Origin of the sequence: Paenalcaligenes suwonensis, assembly GCF_011290505.1 — a bacterium.
GTDB lineage: Bacteria > Pseudomonadota > Gammaproteobacteria > Burkholderiales > Burkholderiaceae_B > Paenalcaligenes > Paenalcaligenes suwonensis.
Genome location: NZ_JAANPV010000011.1, coordinates 98381 through 117255 on the forward strand (window position 1 = coordinate 98381; position 18875 = coordinate 117255).

At 48.9% G+C, this 18875-nt stretch carries 29 protein-coding genes, 1 tRNA gene and 1 riboswitch; of the genes, 13 read left to right on the forward strand and 17 right to left on the reverse strand.

Annotation, left to right across the window (positions count from 1 at the left end; genetic code table 11):
- Positions 1 to 51 precede the first annotated feature (51 nt).
- The 3 genes from GY634_RS15505 to GY634_RS15515 form a co-directional block, all read right to left on the reverse strand.
- On the reverse strand, positions 52 to 1290 hold the full coding sequence (locus tag GY634_RS15505) for a D-amino acid dehydrogenase (RefSeq protein ID WP_166409627.1): 1239 nt from the start codon (positions 1288 to 1290) through the stop codon (positions 52 to 54).
- 144 nt (positions 1291 to 1434) lie between these two features.
- Positions 1435 to 1520: riboswitch (glycine riboswitch) on the reverse strand.
- Between the two features lie 72 nt (positions 1521 to 1592).
- On the reverse strand, positions 1593 to 2042 hold the full coding sequence (locus tag GY634_RS15510; protein WP_166409628.1) for a YkgJ family cysteine cluster protein: 450 nt from the start codon (positions 2040 to 2042) through the stop codon (positions 1593 to 1595).
- Positions 2043 to 2233: 191 nt separating this feature from the next.
- Entirely contained in the window at positions 2234 to 2491 is a 258-nt protein-coding gene (locus GY634_RS15515) for a DUF2164 domain-containing protein (protein ID WP_166409629.1), read from the reverse strand.
- A 132-nt stretch (positions 2492 to 2623) separates the two neighbouring features.
- Here GY634_RS15515 and GY634_RS15520 point away from each other — a divergent pair, with 132 nt between their 5' ends.
- On the forward strand, positions 2624 to 3466 hold the full coding sequence (locus GY634_RS15520) for a hypothetical protein (protein ID WP_207625628.1): 843 nt from the start codon (positions 2624 to 2626) through the stop codon (positions 3464 to 3466).
- Between the two features lie 63 nt (positions 3467 to 3529).
- Here the strand turns inward: GY634_RS15520 and GY634_RS15525 are convergent, their stop codons facing one another.
- The gene (locus GY634_RS15525; RefSeq protein ID WP_166409630.1) at positions 3530 to 3691 is read right to left on the reverse strand and encodes a hypothetical protein; all 162 of its coding nucleotides are present in this window, start codon (positions 3689 to 3691) and stop codon (positions 3530 to 3532) included.
- A 487-nt stretch (positions 3692 to 4178) separates the two neighbouring features.
- Between GY634_RS15525 and GY634_RS15530 the strand changes: the two genes are divergently transcribed.
- The 9 genes from GY634_RS15530 (at position 4179) to GY634_RS15565 (ending at position 9632) form a co-directional block, all read left to right on the forward strand.
- Positions 4179 to 4448, forward strand: coding sequence for a hypothetical protein (locus tag GY634_RS15530; protein ID WP_166409631.1), 270 nt, complete (start codon positions 4179 to 4181; stop codon positions 4446 to 4448).
- A gap of 141 nt (positions 4449 to 4589) precedes the next feature.
- Complete coding sequence (locus GY634_RS17360; protein ID WP_278249055.1) at positions 4590 to 4718, forward strand: hypothetical protein; 129 nt, start codon at positions 4590 to 4592, stop codon at positions 4716 to 4718.
- The gene (locus GY634_RS15535; RefSeq protein WP_166409632.1) at positions 4715 to 5089 is read left to right on the forward strand and encodes a DUF488 domain-containing protein; all 375 of its coding nucleotides are present in this window, start codon (positions 4715 to 4717) and stop codon (positions 5087 to 5089) included. Before GY634_RS17360 ends, GY634_RS15535 begins: the two co-directional genes overlap by 4 nt.
- Before the next feature lie 153 nt (positions 5090 to 5242).
- The gene (locus GY634_RS15540; RefSeq protein WP_166409633.1) at positions 5243 to 5707 is read left to right on the forward strand and encodes a DUF2501 domain-containing protein; all 465 of its coding nucleotides are present in this window, start codon (positions 5243 to 5245) and stop codon (positions 5705 to 5707) included.
- Positions 5708 to 5876: 169 nt separating this feature from the next.
- A complete protein-coding gene (locus GY634_RS15545; RefSeq protein WP_242683728.1) occupies positions 5877 to 6854 on the forward strand; it encodes a GlxA family transcriptional regulator in 978 nt (325 codons plus the stop codon).
- Positions 6855 to 6994: 140 nt separating this feature from the next.
- Entirely contained in the window at positions 6995 to 7546 is a 552-nt protein-coding gene (locus GY634_RS15550; protein ID WP_166409634.1) for a cysteine hydrolase family protein, read from the forward strand.
- A 217-nt stretch (positions 7547 to 7763) separates the two neighbouring features.
- Positions 7764 to 8384, forward strand: a complete 621-nt coding sequence (ycaC, locus tag GY634_RS15555) for an isochorismate family cysteine hydrolase YcaC (protein ID WP_166409635.1) — start codon at positions 7764 to 7766, stop codon at positions 8382 to 8384.
- A 152-nt stretch (positions 8385 to 8536) separates the two neighbouring features.
- Positions 8537 to 8914, forward strand: coding sequence for a CidA/LrgA family protein (locus tag GY634_RS15560; protein ID WP_166409636.1), 378 nt, complete (start codon positions 8537 to 8539; stop codon positions 8912 to 8914).
- Positions 8907 to 9632 (forward strand): LrgB family protein, encoded by a 726-nt coding sequence (locus GY634_RS15565; RefSeq protein WP_166409637.1) that lies wholly within the window; start codon positions 8907 to 8909, stop codon positions 9630 to 9632. The genes GY634_RS15560 and GY634_RS15565 overlap by 8 nt, the downstream gene beginning before the upstream one ends.
- A 27-nt stretch (positions 9633 to 9659) precedes the next feature.
- On the opposite strand, the gene GY634_RS15570 is transcribed toward GY634_RS15565, so the two are convergent.
- From GY634_RS15570 to GY634_RS15590, 5 genes are all read right to left on the reverse strand, one after another.
- On the reverse strand, positions 9660 to 10253 hold the full coding sequence (locus GY634_RS15570; protein WP_166409638.1) for a hypothetical protein: 594 nt from the start codon (positions 10251 to 10253) through the stop codon (positions 9660 to 9662).
- Between the two features lie 126 nt (positions 10254 to 10379).
- Positions 10380 to 10652 (reverse strand): hypothetical protein, encoded by a 273-nt coding sequence (locus tag GY634_RS15575; protein ID WP_166409639.1) that lies wholly within the window; start codon positions 10650 to 10652, stop codon positions 10380 to 10382.
- A gap of 104 nt (positions 10653 to 10756) precedes the next feature.
- Positions 10757 to 11617 (reverse strand): anti-sigma factor family protein, encoded by an 861-nt coding sequence (locus tag GY634_RS15580; RefSeq protein ID WP_242683729.1) that lies wholly within the window; start codon positions 11615 to 11617, stop codon positions 10757 to 10759.
- Between the two features lie 2 nt (positions 11618 to 11619).
- Positions 11620 to 12135 carry an RNA polymerase sigma factor gene (locus tag GY634_RS15585; RefSeq protein ID WP_166409640.1) on the reverse strand — a complete coding sequence of 172 codons (516 nt, stop codon included), beginning with the start codon at positions 12133 to 12135 and terminating at the stop codon, positions 11620 to 11622.
- Positions 12136 to 12156: 21 nt separating this feature from the next.
- Positions 12157 to 12531 (reverse strand): COG4315 family predicted lipoprotein, encoded by a 375-nt coding sequence (locus tag GY634_RS15590; protein ID WP_166409641.1) that lies wholly within the window; start codon positions 12529 to 12531, stop codon positions 12157 to 12159.
- A gap of 158 nt (positions 12532 to 12689) precedes the next feature.
- On the opposite strand from GY634_RS15590, the gene GY634_RS15595 reads away from it, so the two are divergent.
- On the forward strand, positions 12690 to 12989 hold the full coding sequence (locus GY634_RS15595; RefSeq protein ID WP_166409642.1) for a hypothetical protein: 300 nt from the start codon (positions 12690 to 12692) through the stop codon (positions 12987 to 12989).
- Positions 12990 to 12998: 9 nt separating this feature from the next.
- Here GY634_RS15595 and GY634_RS15600 read toward each other — a convergent pair whose 3' ends face one another.
- Genes GY634_RS15600 through GY634_RS15610 form a run of 3 tightly spaced genes read right to left on the reverse strand, consistent with a single transcriptional unit; the run spans position 12999 to position 15328 of the window.
- Positions 12999 to 13283 carry a DUF5339 family protein gene (locus GY634_RS15600; RefSeq protein WP_166409643.1) on the reverse strand — a complete coding sequence of 95 codons (285 nt, stop codon included), beginning with the start codon at positions 13281 to 13283 and terminating at the stop codon, positions 12999 to 13001.
- Positions 13284 to 13338: 55 nt separating this feature from the next.
- Positions 13339 to 14469 carry an HPP family protein gene (locus GY634_RS15605; protein WP_166409644.1) on the reverse strand — a complete coding sequence of 377 codons (1131 nt, stop codon included), beginning with the start codon at positions 14467 to 14469 and terminating at the stop codon, positions 13339 to 13341.
- A gap of 46 nt (positions 14470 to 14515) precedes the next feature.
- Positions 14516 to 15328 (reverse strand): tetratricopeptide repeat protein, encoded by an 813-nt coding sequence (locus GY634_RS15610; protein WP_166409645.1) that lies wholly within the window; start codon positions 15326 to 15328, stop codon positions 14516 to 14518.
- Between the two features lie 119 nt (positions 15329 to 15447).
- Here GY634_RS15610 and GY634_RS15615 point away from each other — a divergent pair, with 119 nt between their 5' ends.
- Both GY634_RS15615 and GY634_RS15620 read left to right on the forward strand, forming a co-directional pair.
- The gene (locus GY634_RS15615; protein ID WP_166409646.1) at positions 15448 to 15762 is read left to right on the forward strand and encodes a hypothetical protein; all 315 of its coding nucleotides are present in this window, start codon (positions 15448 to 15450) and stop codon (positions 15760 to 15762) included.
- Positions 15763 to 15825: 63 nt separating this feature from the next.
- Complete coding sequence (locus GY634_RS15620; protein ID WP_166409647.1) at positions 15826 to 16242, forward strand: WG repeat-containing protein; 417 nt, start codon at positions 15826 to 15828, stop codon at positions 16240 to 16242.
- A gap of 121 nt (positions 16243 to 16363) precedes the next feature.
- On the opposite strand, the gene GY634_RS15625 is transcribed toward GY634_RS15620, so the two are convergent.
- The 5 genes from GY634_RS15625 to GY634_RS15645 all read right to left on the reverse strand — a co-directional run.
- Positions 16364 to 16690: a hypothetical protein gene (locus GY634_RS15625; RefSeq protein ID WP_166409648.1), complete on the reverse strand. Its 327-nt coding sequence runs from the start codon at positions 16688 to 16690 to the stop codon at positions 16364 to 16366.
- Positions 16691 to 16796: 106 nt separating this feature from the next.
- Positions 16797 to 16873 (reverse strand) — tRNA-Val (locus GY634_RS15630).
- Between the two features lie 71 nt (positions 16874 to 16944).
- Entirely contained in the window at positions 16945 to 17910 is a 966-nt protein-coding gene (locus GY634_RS15635) for an XdhC family protein (RefSeq protein WP_166409649.1), read from the reverse strand.
- Positions 17907 to 18530, reverse strand: a complete 624-nt coding sequence (locus GY634_RS15640) for a nucleotidyltransferase family protein (protein ID WP_166409650.1) — start codon at positions 18528 to 18530, stop codon at positions 17907 to 17909. The genes GY634_RS15635 and GY634_RS15640 overlap by 4 nt, the downstream gene beginning before the upstream one ends.
- 58 nt (positions 18531 to 18588) lie before the next feature.
- The coding region (locus tag GY634_RS15645) for a c-type cytochrome (RefSeq protein ID WP_166409651.1) at positions 18589 to 18875 on the reverse strand (287 nt) is incomplete at its 5' end.

Consider the following 18875-nt stretch of genomic DNA (forward strand, 5'->3'; position numbering starts at 1 on the left):
TATGTAGCGCTTGCTACATAGGGCAATGTGTTTACTGGGGTAGGATGCCTATTAGGGCTTGATGCTGCTGTGTACCAAAGCAGTGACGGCTTCAGCGGTAGCGGCAGACAAGGTCCAACCTAAGTGGCCATGGCCTGTGTTGTAGAACACGCCGGGTTGTTTGCCGGTTTGGATGCGAGGCATCATGTCAGGCATCATGGGGCGCAGGCCAGCCCAAGGGATAGCGTTTTCTGTGCTGACACCCGAGAAGTTGTAGCGTACCCAGTCGGTTAATGGATTAACGCGGTCAGCACGAATGTTGCGGTTTTCACCGTTGTACTCTGCGGTACCAGCAATACGGAAGCGGTCTTTGCCCAAACGGCTGGTCACGATCTTGGCTTCTTCATCCAGCAAGCTTACCCATGGTGCAGAGGTTTGGCTGGTTTCATCTTCCAGGGGAATGGTGATGGAATAGCCTTTAACGGGGTAAATGTTGATGCGGTCACCCACCATGGCGGCTAATTTACGGCTACCTACACCCGCACAAATCACCAAAGCGTCTACTTCAACAGACTCAGGGTGTTGAGGCGCGCCAGTGAGTTTGGATACGTATTGAATACGATGTTTGGAGCCTGACTGCGAAATGCCGCTTACTTCTACGTCCATCATAAAGGTGACGCCTTGGCGTTCGCAGGCTTCAGCCAAGCCACGGGTGTATTTGTGAATATCGCCTGTGGAGTCGCTAGGGGTAAAGAAACCACCGTAGTATTTACCTTGCAAAGTAGGCTCGATAGTACGGATTTCTTCTGGTGTGACGGTGCTACGTTCCAAACCGCCTTTAGCCAGCAGTTCACTGACTTTAATGCCGGCCTCAAAGCCTTTCTTGCTTTGGTAAACGTGCAAAATACCGCGCTCTTCCAAATCGTATTGGATGTTTTCGGCTGCTGCCCAACGGTGAAAAGGCTCACGCGCTGCAATAGCCAATTTGACGGTGTCTACAGTGTTTTTCTCGTAATTACGGATGTTGTACAGAAACTCACCCATCCACGAGTATTTGTGCCAAGTAGGGGCTGGGTTCAGCAACAGTGGAGCGTCACGTTTGAACATCCACTTCAGGCCTTTTAACACGGTCCCAGTGTTGTTCCAGACTTCAGCGTTACATGCGGATAACTGACCACCGTTGGCAAACGAGGTTTCCATCGCAGGGTAACGTTGACGGTCTATTACGATAACGTCATAGCCTTGTTGTCTCAGGGCGTACGCTGTGGTCACGCCAGTGATACCGGCACCAATAACAGCAATGGTAGTCATGGGGTAATGCTCCAGATATAGAAATAGGGGTAGCCCGCTACATAGCGGCTACACCCCATCTGTCCGGTTACCTGAGAGCTTGTTCCACTGTAGAAGTGGTCCCCTTCGGTGGGCAAATCTATGGTTTGCCTCTCTCCAGATTGTCACGGTTTCAGGATCCTTTTGCCTGAGAGATTCCGGGGCGGTTGCTCCGTCGGCGCTTCCTAAGAAGTCTCTTTCCTGAACCATTTAGAATGACGGCCTCAAGTTTACGGGCTTTATAGAAAATTACAACTCTAGCAAACCCGAATAACAATGAATCATTAGGCGGCTATGTCATTATCATTAGGTGGAATATCATCCAGCGGAGGTAATCCAGCGGCTAAACGCAAGCGTTGGCAATCCGGATTAGGGGTGCCGTGTGCATCGTAAGCGTGGAACTCTCTACATACAGAGGGGCGTTGCTCGTATACACCACAACGAATGGACGGGTCGCCAATTTCACCTTGCAGACCTATGCAGCGGCCAGAACCTTTTTCAGTTCCTTTCATACAGGCACGTAGTGGGCCTATCTGTGTAGTGAGTTCTATCGGTACCCAGCCGCCTGTCTCGCCAGTTAACTCTCCGCTATAGAAGGAAATACGGAAATGCTGGCAACACACGCCACAGGCATAACAGGGGTTTTGACGTTCAGGCTTAGATTGCGACGTGTCGCTTTGTAGCTTTTGACGCTCTTCTTGGAAATCAAGTAAAGAGTGAGTGAGAGTACTCATGAATTAGGTCCGTACTTTATGAGTAAAAAAGAGTCATTACTCTACTTTTTGAAAGTCAGGGACAGGTCTGTGAGTGTCAAAAAATAGCAAAATTAATTTTATAGAAAAGCCAAATTTCCGAAAATATTTTTTTGCGCGAAGCAGGGGTAAACACGGGCGCTTACTGTGAAATTAGCAACAGAGGGACGAGGTTATCGTTTTTGCTTTGGCCAGTACTGGAACTCGTCTGCATGTACTTCTATGTCTAGGTCTTCAGTTTTCTGCTGCATGTTTGCTTGCACATCGCGGACGGCTTGGTTGTACACGCTGGGAGCAATGTCTTGCAGAAAAAAGTTCAGCAACGCATTGGCGGTAATATTGCCTATAGGTTCTTCCATGTTTTCATCGAAGTAGCGTTGAAGGGACTGAATGGCTCGGGTCTTGGTGTCGCGGTCAAGTTCAATAGTCATGGTGAAAGGTTAAAAGAGGAAGGGCTGTTGGTTAACGTAAACGCTTATCGTGAGTTCCAACAAGGGTATTTGCTATGTGAAAGATGATCAAGGTATAAGAAGATACTCGTCATTTCTTAGGAAACACCGGCCTTGAATAGATATCTAAAAACCCTTGTGGTGGCGCTCTGTGGCGTTATGTTTTCAGCTCAAGGTAGTGCTACGAGCAGCGATGAGCAGGCATGGTTATCGGAAGACAATCAGGCATGGACATGGCAGATTACTCCCTATGTGTGGGCGGCTGGAATGAAAGGCGATATTTCACCTTTTAAGCATGCGCCCACCATGCGCATTAAAAAATCGTTTTCTGATGTGATGAGCGATTTTAGTATGGGCGGTTTTATTAATGCGTGGGGGCGTTATGATCGTTTCGTTTTCTCGGGCGACATGATGTACATCAGCACACGCAGTACGGATGCCAGTGGGCCGTTATCGGCTTTTCAGTTGCCAGGGCTAGGGGTGACTATCCCTCCAGGGGCGAGCACACGAGCCAAAGTAAAAAACAAACAGTTCATGGCTACATTGCAGGGGGGCTATAGAGTAGTTAGCACCCCTGATTTCACCTTGGATGCATTGGCGGGTATTCGTTTCTGGCATATTTCTACCGACGTCAGTGTGACGGCGGGACACCCTGCTATTGGTTGTGTATCGGCAAGTCAGCGAGAGAGCTTTGGGTGGGTAGACCCATTATTGGGTGCGCGAGCCTTTGTGCCATTAACCGATCATCTGTCGTTGCAAGTGCAGGCTGATGTGGGCGGCTTTGGAGCGGGCTCCAAAATGACGTGGTCTACGTTGGGGACGGTGAACTATGTGTTTTCTGATAGGTTTTCTGTGTCAGCAGGCTATAAGGTCCTAGATGTTGATTACAAACATAGCGGGCATGTTTATGATGTGCGCATGAAAGGGCCTGTGTTGGGGCTTACGTATAGATTCTAATTTGAGAAGTAGAAACTGAAATATGAATGCCAATAAAAAACCGCCATTAAGGCGGTTTTTTATTTATCTGGACGTTCTTTTAATGTTGCGTACAAAGTTTCTGCGTATTTCTGTTAGCTGCTGTTCTTGAATCTGTTTTTGTTCTGGTGAACGCTTGTCGGTATTCAATAATGCGGCTGCAGGCAGAGAAGAGCTAATGCCCTGATTCAATTTTTGGTAAATCATGATGATCTCCAACGCTTATTTTATTTTATTATTTGGCACTATTATTTGTATGGATTAACTAAAGTGCACGCTGAAAAAATGAATGCGTTTTTTAAAGTTATAGGCGAGTAAATTACCGGCCTTTTTATGATTGTTGTAAGAATATGATCTAACCTAACTACTATGAGGCTTGGCAGCTTTACTGTATAGAGTAAGTTTGTAACTATTTAGTAGTTAGTCAGCACAATGAAGCTTATCCTGTAAATAGAGATAAATCATTGTGATAAAGCAAAAAAATCGTACCTAATACCGTAAGAAAGTATGCGGTACTACCAGTTTTCAGTGATGGCAAGAGGACATTTGCTTACGTATCATAGCGATATGCGTAACAAAACCCATTATTTCTGTTGATCTGAGAATAGCAATGAATAGTTTTCACAGAGTTCTGTGTGATGCAAAGCATGCGCTGTGGCACGTATTGAGCGAGTGTTCCCAAGGCGGGAAACATATGGCTGGCTCACATTACATCATTTTGCTGGTTTTGTTACTGCTGTTGGGAGCAAGTAGCCCATGGCGCAGTATACTGTTTGGTCACGAAACCGGCATTCATCATAACAGAAGTAGTCTTAAGGCGTTGAGTAACATGAGTAACGCCATGAGAATTGCCCAGAAATACGGGGCGATTAGCGATTCGCCGTTGCTGAAAATGGAGTGGAAAAATAATAAACCTGTATTCCAAATTCACTCTACAACAAGGATTACAGGTATTAGAGGGTAGATTGGCGATTTAGTTCCATTACTTGTGACAAAAATAGCCCAGTACACTGTGGTTTACGATGAAACAGTGCGCAAGGCTCCCATAGCTACTACAGTGACGCTTGATCAGGCAGTTTTGAGCACCGCGTAGTACGTTATCTGTATGGCGATAATGTGGATTTCGTATGGGCCGTTCTTTCTGATTGTGCTGGGTTATGCATTTTTGTTTACAGGCTTGTTGGCCGCCATTGCCGCTTTGTACTTATGGTATGGAGCAGGGAAGTCTCGATGACCGGAAAAATCTTTGTGGATCGCATTCAGCATGCTGTACATGAACCTACAGTAGAACAACCTCGTGTACTAACGGATAGGTTGTGGCCCCGAGGCTTGCGCAAAGACGCGCTGGGAGACATACAGTGGTACAACAAAGCTAGCCCTAGCACCGAGCTGCGCAAGGCTTTTCATGCGGGTACGCTAGATGTGCCCACCTTCCAAGTCGCGTACAAAAAGCAGTTGTTAGACGATATCGCTTGTTTGGCCCCCTTGTTGGCGTTACTAAATAAGGGGGATGTAACACTGTTAACGGCAACCAAAGACGCCAATACATCGTATCTAAGCGTGCTGAAAACCGTGTTGCTGGAACAGGTAGCCAGCCAGACCTAAAAGACAGTAATTCGTGTTTAGGGCAACGACTACTGCGCGAAATGACAGGAATTAACAAATAGTCGCATACTCGTTTCCTACTGCAACAATGCTTGAGGTACGATTTTAGCTGCCGGAAATGCTGGCTGATAACCATAAACTCAGGAGAAAAGAATGCGTCAGTTTTTAGGGGTAAAACTGTTGGCAGCCGCTGCGCTAGGTATGGCGTTGTCTGCTCCCGTTTCTGCAGACATTATGGGCAGTTTGAAAAGCCAAGCTACCGAAAGTCTGGGTGGTGGTAGTGCCGGTGGCGCTGCTGGGTTAGGTAATTTGGGGGCATCTCTGGGGTTGCCTAGCATCGGGGCAGGTGCGGCCAGTAATGTGGCAGGTATTTTGGAATACTGCCTGAAAAACAAATATTTGAAAGCGGCTAATGCTGACAATATTAAAGGTCAGTTGATGGGTAAACTGGGTATGGATAGCCCTGCTAAGCAGCAGCAAGATGCGGGTTACCAGCAAGGCTTGACGGGGATGTTGTCAGGCAGTGATGGTTCTTCTTTCGACATCAGTAAAGTCAAAGACGACATCAAAGAAAAAGCATGCGATTACGTGTTGGATAACGCGTCTTCACTGCTGTAATTTGTACTGCATATATAAAAGCCGCATACCAGTTGGTTGCGGCTTTTTTTATGAGGGCTGCTAACTCTTCCAAGTTGTTCTCGCATGCTTTAGCGAACCATTGTCGGGCGGCATGACAAACTTGAGCCTGTTTTATAATGACGAGGGATCACAGCAGTAGGGGAGCACAGTGCAAGAAATTGGCGTGGTGATGTATGCAGGAGCACAGCAAGCTGCTATCTTGGGTTTGACCGATTTATTTGCGGTAGCGAATCGGGTTGCGGAGGCTCATTCCGAAAGTACTATACCGGCGATTAAGGTAACGCATTGGCAGCAAGATGATGCTGATTCTGCTCCGTATAAGGTGTTTGATAGTTATACTCCTGCCGCCTCTACTGGCTTGGCCGCGTTGATTTTACCGCCAGCCTTAGGTGAGCCATTAGGCGCAGATGATATGCCAGCGCTACAGGTATGGTTACGCAAGCAACATGCAGCCGGTGTGGTGTTGACCTCCGTTTGCGCGGGTGCTTTTGCGTTGGCCGCTACGGGTTTGGTGAAACAGCGGCGCATGACAACGCATTGGTCCCATGCCGAGCTATTGCATCAACGTTTTCCCGATGTGATTGTCGATGCTGATCAACTGATCATCGACGACGGGGACATCATTACGGCGGGTGGCCTAATGGCATGGACAGACCTAGGTCTACGGTTAGTAGATAGGTTGTTAGGGTCATCAGTCATGATCGCAACGGCACGTATTTTATTGGTAGACCCCGCAGGTAGAGAACAACGTTTTTACAGTGTGTTTTCACCGTGCCTGACGCATGGTGATGCCGCTGTGCTAAAGGTGCAGCACTGGCTGCAAGCCACACAGGCTAAAGAGACTGCGTTAGCGATCTTGGCCGCAGAGGCAGGTTTAGAAGAGCGCACCTTTTTGCGGCGCTTTCAGAAAGCGACTGGAATGACTACTACAGAATATTGCCAGCGTTTGCGAGTAGGGCGTGCTAGGGAACTATTGCAGTTTGGTAATGCCTCTATTGATCGAATTGCGTGGGAAGTGGGCTATAGCGATCCTAGTGCATTTCGTAAGGTATTTACGCGTATTGTGGGGTTGGCACCTAGTGACTATAGACGTCGTTTCAATGCAAAAGCATCGCCTGCAGCGTAAGTAATAGGGTGTAGCATCGTATGAAGGTGGTTTAGGTGTGTCGTTATTGACATCTATATTGTCAATATCGCCACTTCGCAAGGCAGGCGTTTTTAGTGATCATAGTGTTTCAGATTCACTGACATGCGGAGAATGAAACCATGGCAAAACGCGGTGTGATCGTTGTTGATCTACAAAATGAATACCTGCCTACAGGCAAACTACCTTTATCGGGCATCGAAGCAGCGGCAGCAAATGCAGCACGTGTGATAGCAGATGCTAGAGAAAAAGGGATTCCTATTTTTCATATACGCCACGAGGCAACTAGTCAGACAGCGCCTATTTTTGTGCCCGCTTCTACGGGGGCCGAAATCCAAGCCGCTGTTGCCCCCATCGCAGGCGAGCCAGTTATTGTTAAGCACTACATTAATGCTTTCCGAGAAACAGACCTTAAACAGCAACTGGATGCGGCGGGAGTGCAGACGCTAACCGTAGTGGGGGCGATGAGCCATATGTGTGTGGATGCTGTGGTGCGGGCTGCCGTTGATATGGGCTACCCGGTCACAGTCCTGCATGATGCGTGCGCTACGCTAGAGCTACGCTTTGGAGAGGTCACTGTACCGGCCGAGCACGTGCATGCCGCCTTAATGGCTGCGTTTGTATTTGGATATGGCACAGTAACGTCTACCGAGGCCTATTTAGCAGTCGCTTGAACGCTGTTGTCGCAGGTTGGTAGGATCAGATGTAGTCATTAGTGCAGAGCTCATCGTTCTAAAAACAGGACGATGATGCTCAAAATGAACGACTAGTGCAGCAATGCAGCGGCTTTTACTATAAGTACATGGCGCTTTTACTTCAGAGCACGCATCAATGGATAGCAAGTGTTTGGGTAAAGGTTCTATTTCCCCCGCTAAACTTGAGGAGTTACTCATGAGCAAACCTTATGTACGCTTAGATAAAGATAACGCTGCTGTATTGCTGGTAGACCATCAGGCAGGCTTACTGTCCTTGGTGCGTGATATTGATCCTGATAAGTTCAAAAATAACGTACTGGCGTTGGGCGACTTGGCGAAGTACTTCAACTTGCCTACCATTTTGACCACCAGCTTTGAACAAGGCCCAAATGGCCCGTTAGTACCTGAGCTAAAGGCTCAATTTCCTGATGCGCCTTATATTGCGCGCCCTGGTCAAATTAACGCATGGGATAACCAAGAGTTTGTGGATGCGGTTAAGGCCACGGGTAAGAAACAGCTGATTATTGCTGGTGTAGTGACCGAGGTATGTGTGGCATTTCCCGCTTTGTCGGCCATAGAGGCTGGTTTTGAGGTGTTTGTGGTGACCGATGCGTCGGGTACATTTAATCAACTCACGCGTGACTCAGCATTAGACCGTATGTCGCAGGCTGGTGCGCAGTTGATGACGTGGTTTGGGGTAGCATGTGAGTTACACCGCGATTGGCGTAATGATGTGGAAGGCTTGGGGCAATTGTTCTCCAACCATATCCCTGATTATCGCAATCTGATGACTAGCTACAGTACATTTGCTAAGTAAGTTGCTGGAATAGCGCTATAAATAGGGCTGCACTGGTATGGTAGGTGTTGCCCTATTTAGCGTAGTGATGCGGCGATGAGTGATGCCCTGACTTCTAATGTTGTATTGCTATGCCATGCCCTCAATCTCTACAAACATACAGGTAGGATTCTATGCAAGCGTTGAAAGGAATAATGTGGTTGATGTTGCTGCAACTGGCTGGCGAGGCGTTGGCACATGTGTTGCAGCTACCGTTTCCTGGCCCCGTGGTAGGTATGCTATTGCTGGTCTTTGCGTTGTACTTTCCACTGGTGCGAGAGCCAGTCAACGTCGCGGCGAGCTTTTTGCTTTCCCATTTGTCGCTATTGTTTGTGCCTGTGGGGGTAGGGGTCATCACCCATTTAGGACTAATTCGAGATCATGGGCTCAAATTGGGATTGGTGATTTTGGTGTCAACCTGGGCGGGAATGGTCGTCACAGTGCTATTGGTGCGTGGCTTGATTAAAAATCAATACGAATCCACAACCGAGGAGCTAAACCGCGATGCCTAATTTTGTTGAGCTTTGGGTCTATCTCTCGTCTGAACCTTTGTTCGGTTTAACCTCTACCATCACGGTGTACATACTGGCGCACAGTGTGTATGTACGATTAGGGCAGGCGCCTTTGGCGAACCCTGTCTTGTGGTCCGTCATTGTGTTGGGGGCTGGTTTGATGATTACCCGCGTTCCCTATCCCACCTACTTTGCAGGCGCTCAATTTATACACTTTTTGTTAGGGCCTGCTGTGGTGGCTTTGGGCTTCCCGTTGTGGGAACGCAGAGACGAATTACGCCGTGGCTGGGGACGCTATGTCGTGGCCGCTTTAGCTGGTGGCGCAACCGCCGCAATCGTAGCTGTGGTGCTGGGTTGGGCATTGGGCTTACCGGATGATGTCTTGCGTTCCTTAGCACCTAAGTCGGTGACAGCACCCGTAGCGATGGGTATAGCCGAGAAAATAGGGGGCGTGCCCGCGTTAGCTGCTGTTTTTGCGGTGTTAACCGGCTTGGTAGGCGCATTGTCGGGTAGTTTCTTGTTCCGACTGTTGGGCATAGGCACTAAGGATGCCGATTGGGTGGCGCGTGGTTTTAGTTTGGGTACGGCCTCACACGGTATTGGTGCGGCTCGTGCTTTGCAGGTAAATGCGGATGCTGGGGCGTTTGCTGGGCTGGCATTAAGCCTGCAAGTGTTGCTGGCGGCGTTATTGATGCCCTTGATTGCACAGTGGTTCTAAGCAAGCAGTGTTGGCTACTTTAGGTATCTAGGTTAATACCCAATATAGCCTGTAAATCCAAAAGATTTTGTAGAGTAGAGCAGCCGTGACAAAGGCTATTTGATAAGTTTGGTTGCGCACGACGAGAGCAATCAGAGCAAGAGCAATAAAGGTAACTTGTTGTATTGGGTACTCAACTCCTAGGCTTTCAAAATGCTCTGTTCCCTTCATTGCTGTATCTATCAGGTCGATAACAGCCAACATGGCAAACATCGTGTAAAACGTTCTACGCCGCGATTGAAAATAATCTTTGTAGCCCTTGTAATCAGTCATGCTGGAAGGAAATAGCATGGATGCAATAAATACAAAGAAACAGGCATAAGAGATTAAGAACAAATATAATCCAAAGGACCAAACACGAATTTTAGTGAGTCCAAACTCATACCACCAAAAATGGATAATTGCTAAAAAAACAAAGAGCACCCATCCTAAGTGCACAACATAGATTTTCTTACGTTCAGGGTGCTGTAAAAACTCAGACACACCGACTACAAGGCGTGCAACGCTAATCCCCATAATCATGCCGATAATAATTCGGATATGTGGAAAGTGTTCCTGATTGACTAGCGTTAACTCAAACATCTCCACCTCTGCCTTTTTTGGTCATTTTTCGGAAACTATAGCAGACTAATTAATAAAAAACGCCACCATAATTAAGCATGGTGGCGTTTTTGTAGGTTAGGCTGAAATACCTATGCGTAGCAGAACTTACGACGAGACAGTGCTTGATGGCCATGCCAAAGACTCTGCGGCCAATATGGTTCTACGCATTTCTTCATGTTGAGTGTGTAGTGAGATATAGCGTTCTTGTTCCGCATCATCCCGAGTAACCGTGCCATTGAATGATTCTTGTACGTAGTTGGCATACCAGACGGATTCACTGACCGTCATGCCTACAAAGACTTCATTGTCGTCCTGATCTTTGGACAGGGCACGGATTTCTGACAGATACGCCCGTTCATTGGGCTGAAATTTCAACATAAGACTCCTTAAATGAACCTACATTGTAGTCGTCTATCTGAAATCGCCTAGGGTAGTGCGTAAAAGAGGCGCAACGTGGGCGTATGGATACCGCTTTTATCCAATTACCGCGGTTTCATCTGCGCATAGACCTCTTGCGATACACGCATCAGCTCGGCCCGATCTGTACCTGCCGAGATCGCATAACCAAAGTTATTTTCTACCCAATAAAACACATTGGTAGCCCCATCGTTTCCGAATTGGAATGCTGTGCTGGCATCAGCGGGGATTTCTTGGGTGACGTACAAGGTAAGGCGTTGCCCATTTTCAGTCCCATACATAAATTGTGCTACAGGCCCACGCTCACCCGGCAGCAAGCGGCCGCCGATGAGCTCGTAACCTAAGGCAGTGAGCATAGGGGGGCGTATTTCTGTACCTATGCGTTTAGTGAGCCAGGTCACCAGTGCTTGTTCTTGGTCGGCGCTAACCTCTACGGGGCGTCGTACATCGGGGCTGTAGACCACGTGAGCGATAGCCGCACGCTGCGCAAAGCCAGTTAGCATGCCATCGTTGGGCATCATTGCGGTCGTGGTGTTGGGTGGTACGGCTAAGGCCAACTGTGTGGCTTGAGCATCGACGTACCCACGTAAAGTCCAAGCGGATCCAGCGCTCGTAACAGCAACCACAATGCTGGCAGCAAGTGCGCGCCAGGGGAAGGGTTTAGCGGTGGGGCGTAGCGGAAGGTTGAGCGGCAAGGCTTCGTTCATTACCGGATCCAGTAATGTGTGCAGTAGTCGGTTTTGCTGTCGCCAAGTATGGATACGCTCTTGTTCGTCGGGATGCTGGGCTAAAAACTGTTCCACCTTAGCGACTTGCTCTGGTGACAACTGATGATCAGCATACGCATGTAGCTCGGCTTCTGTTACAGGCCTAGTCATGCCTTGGTTTGCCTCTGTGCTAACCGGTTTAAATGAGTGGTCATCCATGGTTATTTCACGCGCTGAATTTTAGTCGGTGGAGTGATACGGCCTTGCAGCTCTTCTCGCAAGCTGGCACGTGCGCGAGAGAGGCGGGACATTACCGTGCCAATGGGCACGCCTAAAATCGTGGCTATTTCTTCATACCGTAGTTCTTCTACGCCCACCAATAACAGCACCTCGCGATGGCTGGTGGGTAAACGTTGAAGGGCTTTATCAAGATCATGCAGTTCTAATGCATCGGTTTGTAGGGGACGCTGCGGTAGATCAGGAAGCGTATCGCTGGCGTAGTCTTCGGGTCTGTTTTGTTGAGCGCGTAAGTCATCAATAAAGCGGTGGTGCATGATCCCAAACATCCATGCGCGAATGTTGCTACGCTTTTGCCACATGGAGAAACTGCTCCATACGCGTTCTAATGTGTCTTGTACTAAATCATCAGCACGATCGCGATCACCTACCAGCCCACGTGCGTAACGCCGTAGGCTGGGGATGCAGGCAACAATTGCAGCTTCGTCTTGAGCTCGCATGAGTGAGGAAGTAGTGTGGGGTTACTTAATAATGTGCCAGACGCCTTTGACGTTGTCACCCTTCACGTCACCTGCAGCTTTATCCTCGACGTACGTGTAAACAGGCATGCCTTTGTAAGCCCATTGCTTGCTGCCATCGTCACGAATGACAATAGTCAGCTCGCCTTCAGAAGCGGCATCGTTAGCGGCTAGTGCTGGCGGCCATAAGTCAGCACACGGTCCATTGCATGCACTTTTGCCGCTATTCGCTACATCTTTATCAAAGGTATAGAGCGTCATGCCATTGGCATCCACCAGCATGTCGTTGCTCATGGTGATGCCTGACTCCGCATGGGCAAGTGTGGAAAAGGCGGTCGCAAGCGTGAGTGTTAACGTGGAAAGTAAACGACTAGTCATGGAAACTTCCTTCAAAAAGTGAATGTGTACTTCCATAGACGTATGGGTAGGCGGCTTTATTCCATCTTTTTTGTTTTTTTTAAAACTCTAGGTGTGGACAATGATAGATAGGGTTTGAGCTATTATGCTCATCAAGAAAAACACACAAGGAAATGACAGTGCCTATTGCCATCTTGGTTGTTCTGGTCTGTGGGGCGCTATTGGTGGCGCCTATGTTGTTGTCTGCCTCCGTCGCCGTAGTAGCGGTTGTGCTTTGGAAAAGTGGGAGGGCACGAATGGCGATGCAAATGCTATTTGTTGTAGCGGTAGCCGTGCTGACCTATTGGCTCGCAACGCTTACCGCGCTTATGCTCGTCACCTATGAGACGTATGTGGTGGTGATGGCGCTAAGCGCGTTAGTTGTGGTGATAAGCGTGCTGTCTTGGATCGCTTTTAGGGCGTTGTTTCGCCCTAGATAGTAAAAATAATTAGCCTTCAGCAGCCATCATTTGTTGGTATTCTTGTAGTTCAGCGGCTTCTTTTGAGCATGAACGGTCTTGTGCCTCTTTAGGTAAAGACATATGTTTGTTTTTGGCTATAGGGTAGTTTTCCATGATTTCATCAGCCAGTGCTTTTGTCTCTTCGTTTGCAGCGAGCTGTTGCACAAACTTATCGATCTCAGCGTAATAATTTTTGCAGGTTTGTGTAAGTTCTGCCGAGAAAGCGGTAGAGGACATGAGCATGAAAAGGCCTGCAACAAATAGTTTTTTCATATGCATTCCAAGTAACTAAATAAGGTGATGCTGTTAGCTAATGATCTAAAAAAGATCACTGGTTAAGAGCGAGTAGGGTACGGATTACATCAGAGCGGGTGATAACACCTACCAAGACTTTTCCACGCAGTACGGCAATGAACTGAACGTCGTGTGATGCCAAGTCGTGTAGTAGATCACCCATTGGGGTGTCTTCTTGTACGCTCATCTCAGGCATTCGCATTAGATCTTTGGCGGTAGAAAACCCTTTAGGTGAGCGATTACGCAGTCGTTTCCAAAGGGTTTGGTGTTGCCGTGAGTGGTGATTTTGCCATAGCCAATCAAACAAATCGGCGCGCAGTACACGGCCAATCAACTCGCCTTGTTCATCAACCACGGGCAAGCTTTTAATCAGATGGCGGTGAAACAGTTCTGCCACTTCTTCTAATGGCGTTTCTACATGAATCGTTAGTAGGTTTGCAGACATCACTGCACCGCAACTCACACTAGACAGACGGCGTTTAATCGCATTTTCTTCCGCAGCGGCCAGCAGGTCACCCAAATCTTCGGGGGTTAAGTTGTAGCTTTGGTCAAAGCGTTGCAGCAATTGCTGTAGGTCTTCCTCGCTTAGTGCTAAACGTGTAGCGGGGCGTTGTGTTTTATTGCTAAGCACAAAGTGATGCAGGTAGCTACGGCCACAGGCGCGGTGATAACATACACCCACAATAACCATAGCAGCCGAAAGCACTGTTACCGGAATCAGTAGCGTCCAATCTACTGGCAGCAGTTGTTCTGCGGCGAGCACCATCATCAGTGCAACAGCGCCGCCCGGTGGATGCAATGCACGCAGTAGCAGCATCAATACCACAGCACCAGCCACCGCAAGTGTGGCCAATGCAATATGGGGCAGAGGGGCAAAGAGACCGAGCAGCAGCAAGGTATAGAGCGCAGATACCGTATTACCAACTACACAATTCCATGGTTGCGCGAGTGGGCTACTGGGTACGGCAAATACCAGTACAGCCGTTGCACCTAGTGGCGCAAAAAGGAACAGAAGATGAGGGTAAAAGTGATCGGCCAGCCCTATCAGCAGACAGGCTAGCGCAATACCTAGGCCTACCCCTAAGCTGGAGCGTGTTAGCTCCTTCCAAGAAGGGCGTGAGGCCACCGGCCCCAAACGCTGCCATAGTGTTTGAATGAAGAGCATAAAGATGTGACGCTAGCAGTTCAAGGTAATAGCAGCTCGTATGCAGCTAATTAACGCTCTGGGAATTATTGCAACCAGCTTGGTTGCCATTCTCGCAGGCTTCTTTGAACAGTTTTTTGGCCATGCGTACGTCTCTGGGGCCGCCTTCACCATGCAAGTACAACGAACCTAAGTTGTTTTGTGCCGAGGGGTGTCCTTGCTCGGCAGCTTTAGCAAACCATTCTCGTGCTTTAGCGTAATCTTGTGGGACGCCTAGGCCGCGGTAGTAAAGCCCCCCTAGATTAAACTGTGCAGAATCAATCCCCTGTTCTGCAGCTTTTTTGTACCATTCACTGGCGATGGTATAGCTTTGCGGAACGCCTTGTGCGTGTTGATACATAACCCCTAAATTGGATTGTGCAGAAGCATTGCCTTGTGCGGCTGCCAATTGATAGAGTTCATGCGCGATGGCGTAGTCCTGAGGAACGCCATTCCCAGCATCGTATAACGTTGCTAGCCCGTTCTGAGCATACGGGTCTCCTTGAGCAGCCGCTTTTTCGTACCACTCACGTGCTTTTGTATAGTCTTGCACAACGCCCTGACCATTGTCATACATAACCCCTAAACGGTTTTGGGCCGAGGCATTGCCTTGAGCGGCTGCGGCCCCATACCATTTCAGCGCATTATCGTAGTCTTGCATGCGGGCATACAGGCGGCCTAACTCAAACTGCGCAGTGGCAGAACCTTTCTCAGCCTCTAGTAGCGTGGCTGCAAAGGCTAGATCTTCCGTCGATGGTGCTGCGATAGATTCAGCAGAGAAAGAGGCAATACCTAGAGCGAGTAGAAGACCAGTTAAAATCCGGTCACATTTATTTTGCATTCTTGATTCACGTCTTAAGGTTAGAGAGAGTCAGGGCTGAACATATCAATAGGGCTGATAGGTATTCTCTACAAGTAGTTAAGCATTCTTGTTGTGATTGTTGCTGAGGTCAGGTTAATGTGGCCCGTACCCAGTTTATGCTAGATGGGCATTTATGGGGAATTTTTGGGCTTATAGGGAGACGAGCAGTGGTAGGTGAGGCGATCGCCATAGTGGGGGCAGTGCTTTTATGGCCAGTAGTGTTTGCTAGAGCCAAGAAGACAGTATTTGGCCGCAGGTTACTCCTTGCTACCGATATTGTTTTGGTAGTAGCTGGCTCGTTCATCTCCTACTCTGCTACAGATCAGGGTGACGAAGATAGGGTGGTGGATGAAGACAAAAAAGCAGCAGAAAATGCCAGAAAGGCGATTCGAATACGCACATGGCATTTTTGAATGCTACTTGCTAAGGGGTAACGGTTTGGCTACGTGCGGTTTTTTTGCTGGTAGGTTTGTTGAATGAACAAGTTCAAGTTAATTATCGTTTTTACGCTTGCTGTGACATTGCCTGCGTGGGCGGGAGGTTATGGCAGTAATGATGAGTACAAGCTGATTCAGAATAATGAAGGCTGGGTATATGTGGACAGAGATAACCGCCTAATCTTAAAGCCATATATTTTTGATAATGGGCCAGACTATTTTGAGGAAGGCTTAGCTCGCTTCATTGAGAACGGAAAGATGGGGTTTCACGACCAAGCGCTGAATATCATTATTCCGGCGAAATACGATTTTGTGTATCCGTTCGAAAATGGAACCGCACAGGCTGGGACCAACTGTACTACTCAACAGCATGGAGAGCACTCTTCTGTGAGCTGTGAAAAATGGGAGAGTATTCATCACAATCCGGCAAGTACTTTCCAGGGCACTAGTAAGTAAGATAATTGCCTCATGTTTTTGGTTTTTTGTGTTGAGTAAACGGCTCGCTTATCGATAAACCGTAGAGGTGTTACGTGTAGTAAAGACAGAAGGTGCAGGCGTGTCAAAGAGACTATTACCTTTAGTCCTGACCGTGAAAAGCTTCCCACGCAGCAGCCTCTAATTCGCCACATTCAGAGATCACATTACCGCTTTCATCCTGAAGCGTATAGCTTTGCTGCTCGGCATCACCAATGCTCCCTGCGCCATCCAGTCCCAGCAGTAAGGTGTACATAGTGTCGCGCAGCGCAGAGTCCAGAATGTCACGAAGTTGCGAGTGCTGAGAAGGAGTCAGTTGTAGGGCATTGATTCGTGCTGCTACCTCCGAGCCGTCATGAGAGTCCATGAAAGAGGCGAGTAGTTGTGATTTGAGGCTAACCCAGTTATCGACAAATTGTTTGGCGTTCATAGTGAGGCTACTTGGCAAGGCTAGGAGCTTTAGGCAACAAAAAAGCCGCAGATCGTTGTGATATGCGGCTTTGCTTGGCAGTCCTAGGCACTGTTTGGAAGTGCTTTGGTAGGCGGTACTGGAGTCGAACCAGCGACCTCTACGATGTCAACGTAGCGCTCTAACCAACTGAGCTAACCGCCTAGAGAACGTAATAATACGATGGTTTTTGTAACGGCGTCAAGTGCCAACGTGTGAAACGGTAGCAGCTGGTACTAAACGGCTGCTTTTTGCGTATTCATCGCTAAGGTATTACGCACTTGTATGAGTTCAGCCGCGATGGCAACGGCGATTTCTGCTGGGGTGCGGCTAGAGATAGCTAACCCGACAGGGCCGTGTAAACGGTCTATGTCAGCGTCCGTTAGGTCAAACAGTTTTAGCCGTTCTCTACGTTTGGCTTGGTTGGCTTTAGAACCTAATGCGCCTATGTAGAAGGCGGGTGAGATGAGGGCCTCTAGCAGCGCCATGTCATCCAGTTTGGGGTCATGGGTAAGGGCGACTATAGCTGTGCGATGGTTAACGCCCATGTCTACGATAGTGTCGTCAGGCATGGTGGTGACGAGGGTGGCGTAAGGTACATCCCAGTCCGCAAAAAACTCTTGGCGTGGGTCGCAGACCGTCACGTGAAAATCGAGGGCGTTAGCGATGGCACAAAGTGTGCGTGCGGTTTGGTTGGCGCCGATGATGAGTAGGTGCCAATGTGGTCCGTAGACGCTATGAAAGTGGGTGTCGCTAAGCGCAGTTTTTTGGTCGGCTGTGGTGGGCTGTAGTTGGCTGCTGCCATCCGCGAGCTTAAGGGTGCGTAGCACCAAGCGATGGTCGCGTATAGCCGCAAGTACCTGATCTAACCAGTGTGTGTTGGTGATGGGTTCTACCAGTAGCTTCAATGTGCCGCCACAAGGCAGTCCAAAGCGTGCTGCCTCGTTTTGTGAGACACCATACAGTAAGGGGGCGGCTGTGTTGCCCAGCTCGTTGTGTTTGGCTTTACGGATGAGGTCGTCTTCTATGCAGCCACCCGACACTGAACCTACTAAGCGGCCGTCTTCTCGTACAACGAGCATGGCGCCGGCTTGGCGTGGTGATGAGCCCCACGTTTGCACTACCGTCACAAGGTGTACGGTATGGCCTGCTGTAACCCAGTCATGAGCGTGTTGTAATACATCAAGGTCCATGGCGTTCATGAGCGGCTCCGCAAAAAAGAGTGAAGGGTGGGGTGTAGTAAGTCGTTAGGTTCATCAATGTCAAAGCAGACGCCAGCATCTGTGCAGGGTACGTGCTGTATGCCATGTTGCTGTACTAAGCGGCGTGCGCCTTCGTCACCGCATAGTGTGGTGAGTTCGGGGATGAGATGCCATTGAAAACCGACGGGGTGTCCACGTTGGCCTTGGTATAAAGGGGCAGCAATCGTGGCATGGTTTAGGGCGCTTTGCACGCTGTGAAAACTCTGTAGCGAAATACAAGGCATGTCGGCCAAGGTGACGAGTACGTTTTTAACAGGCGACGAGTTGTAGCGTTCAAGTAGGGCGCGGGCTGCATCGGCTAGGCTGGCTCCCATGCCAGTGTGGGCCTGTTCGCTTTCTATGACGGTGCAATGCGGTTGTGATAGTTGTTGCTTAAGCTCGGGGCTGTTGGGGCGTATCACTACCATAACGTGGTCTACTGCTTGGCGTAGGTTATGCAAGCTGGTAGCCGCTACACAGCCGTGGTCTCCCAGCGGGGCCAGTAGCTTGTTGCTATTGGGTTGTAGAGCTTGGAAGCGGCGACCATAGCCGGCTGCCAACAATATACCTAACTGATGCATGGTTAAAGTGATAGAGCAGAGGCACTAGCAGGGTAGCTAGTGCCTCGGTGAGTAGAGGTTAACGAGCGGCGCGAGCAATGCCTTGCACTTGATCGATGGTGACAGCAGCGGCTTGGCCACCCCATTCAGCACGCATCCAAGTAGACAAATCAGCAATCTCTTTGTCGCTCAGTTCATGCGCAAACGGCGGCATGGCATACATGCGTTGGTTGCCTGTAAAGGTCTGAGTGGGGATACCGTTTAGTACTACGCGGATCAAGTTTTGTGCAGTATCCATGGCGAGTGTTGCGTTGCCATACATGGCGGGAGCCACGTTAGGAATGCCTTCCCCTTTACTGCCGTGAC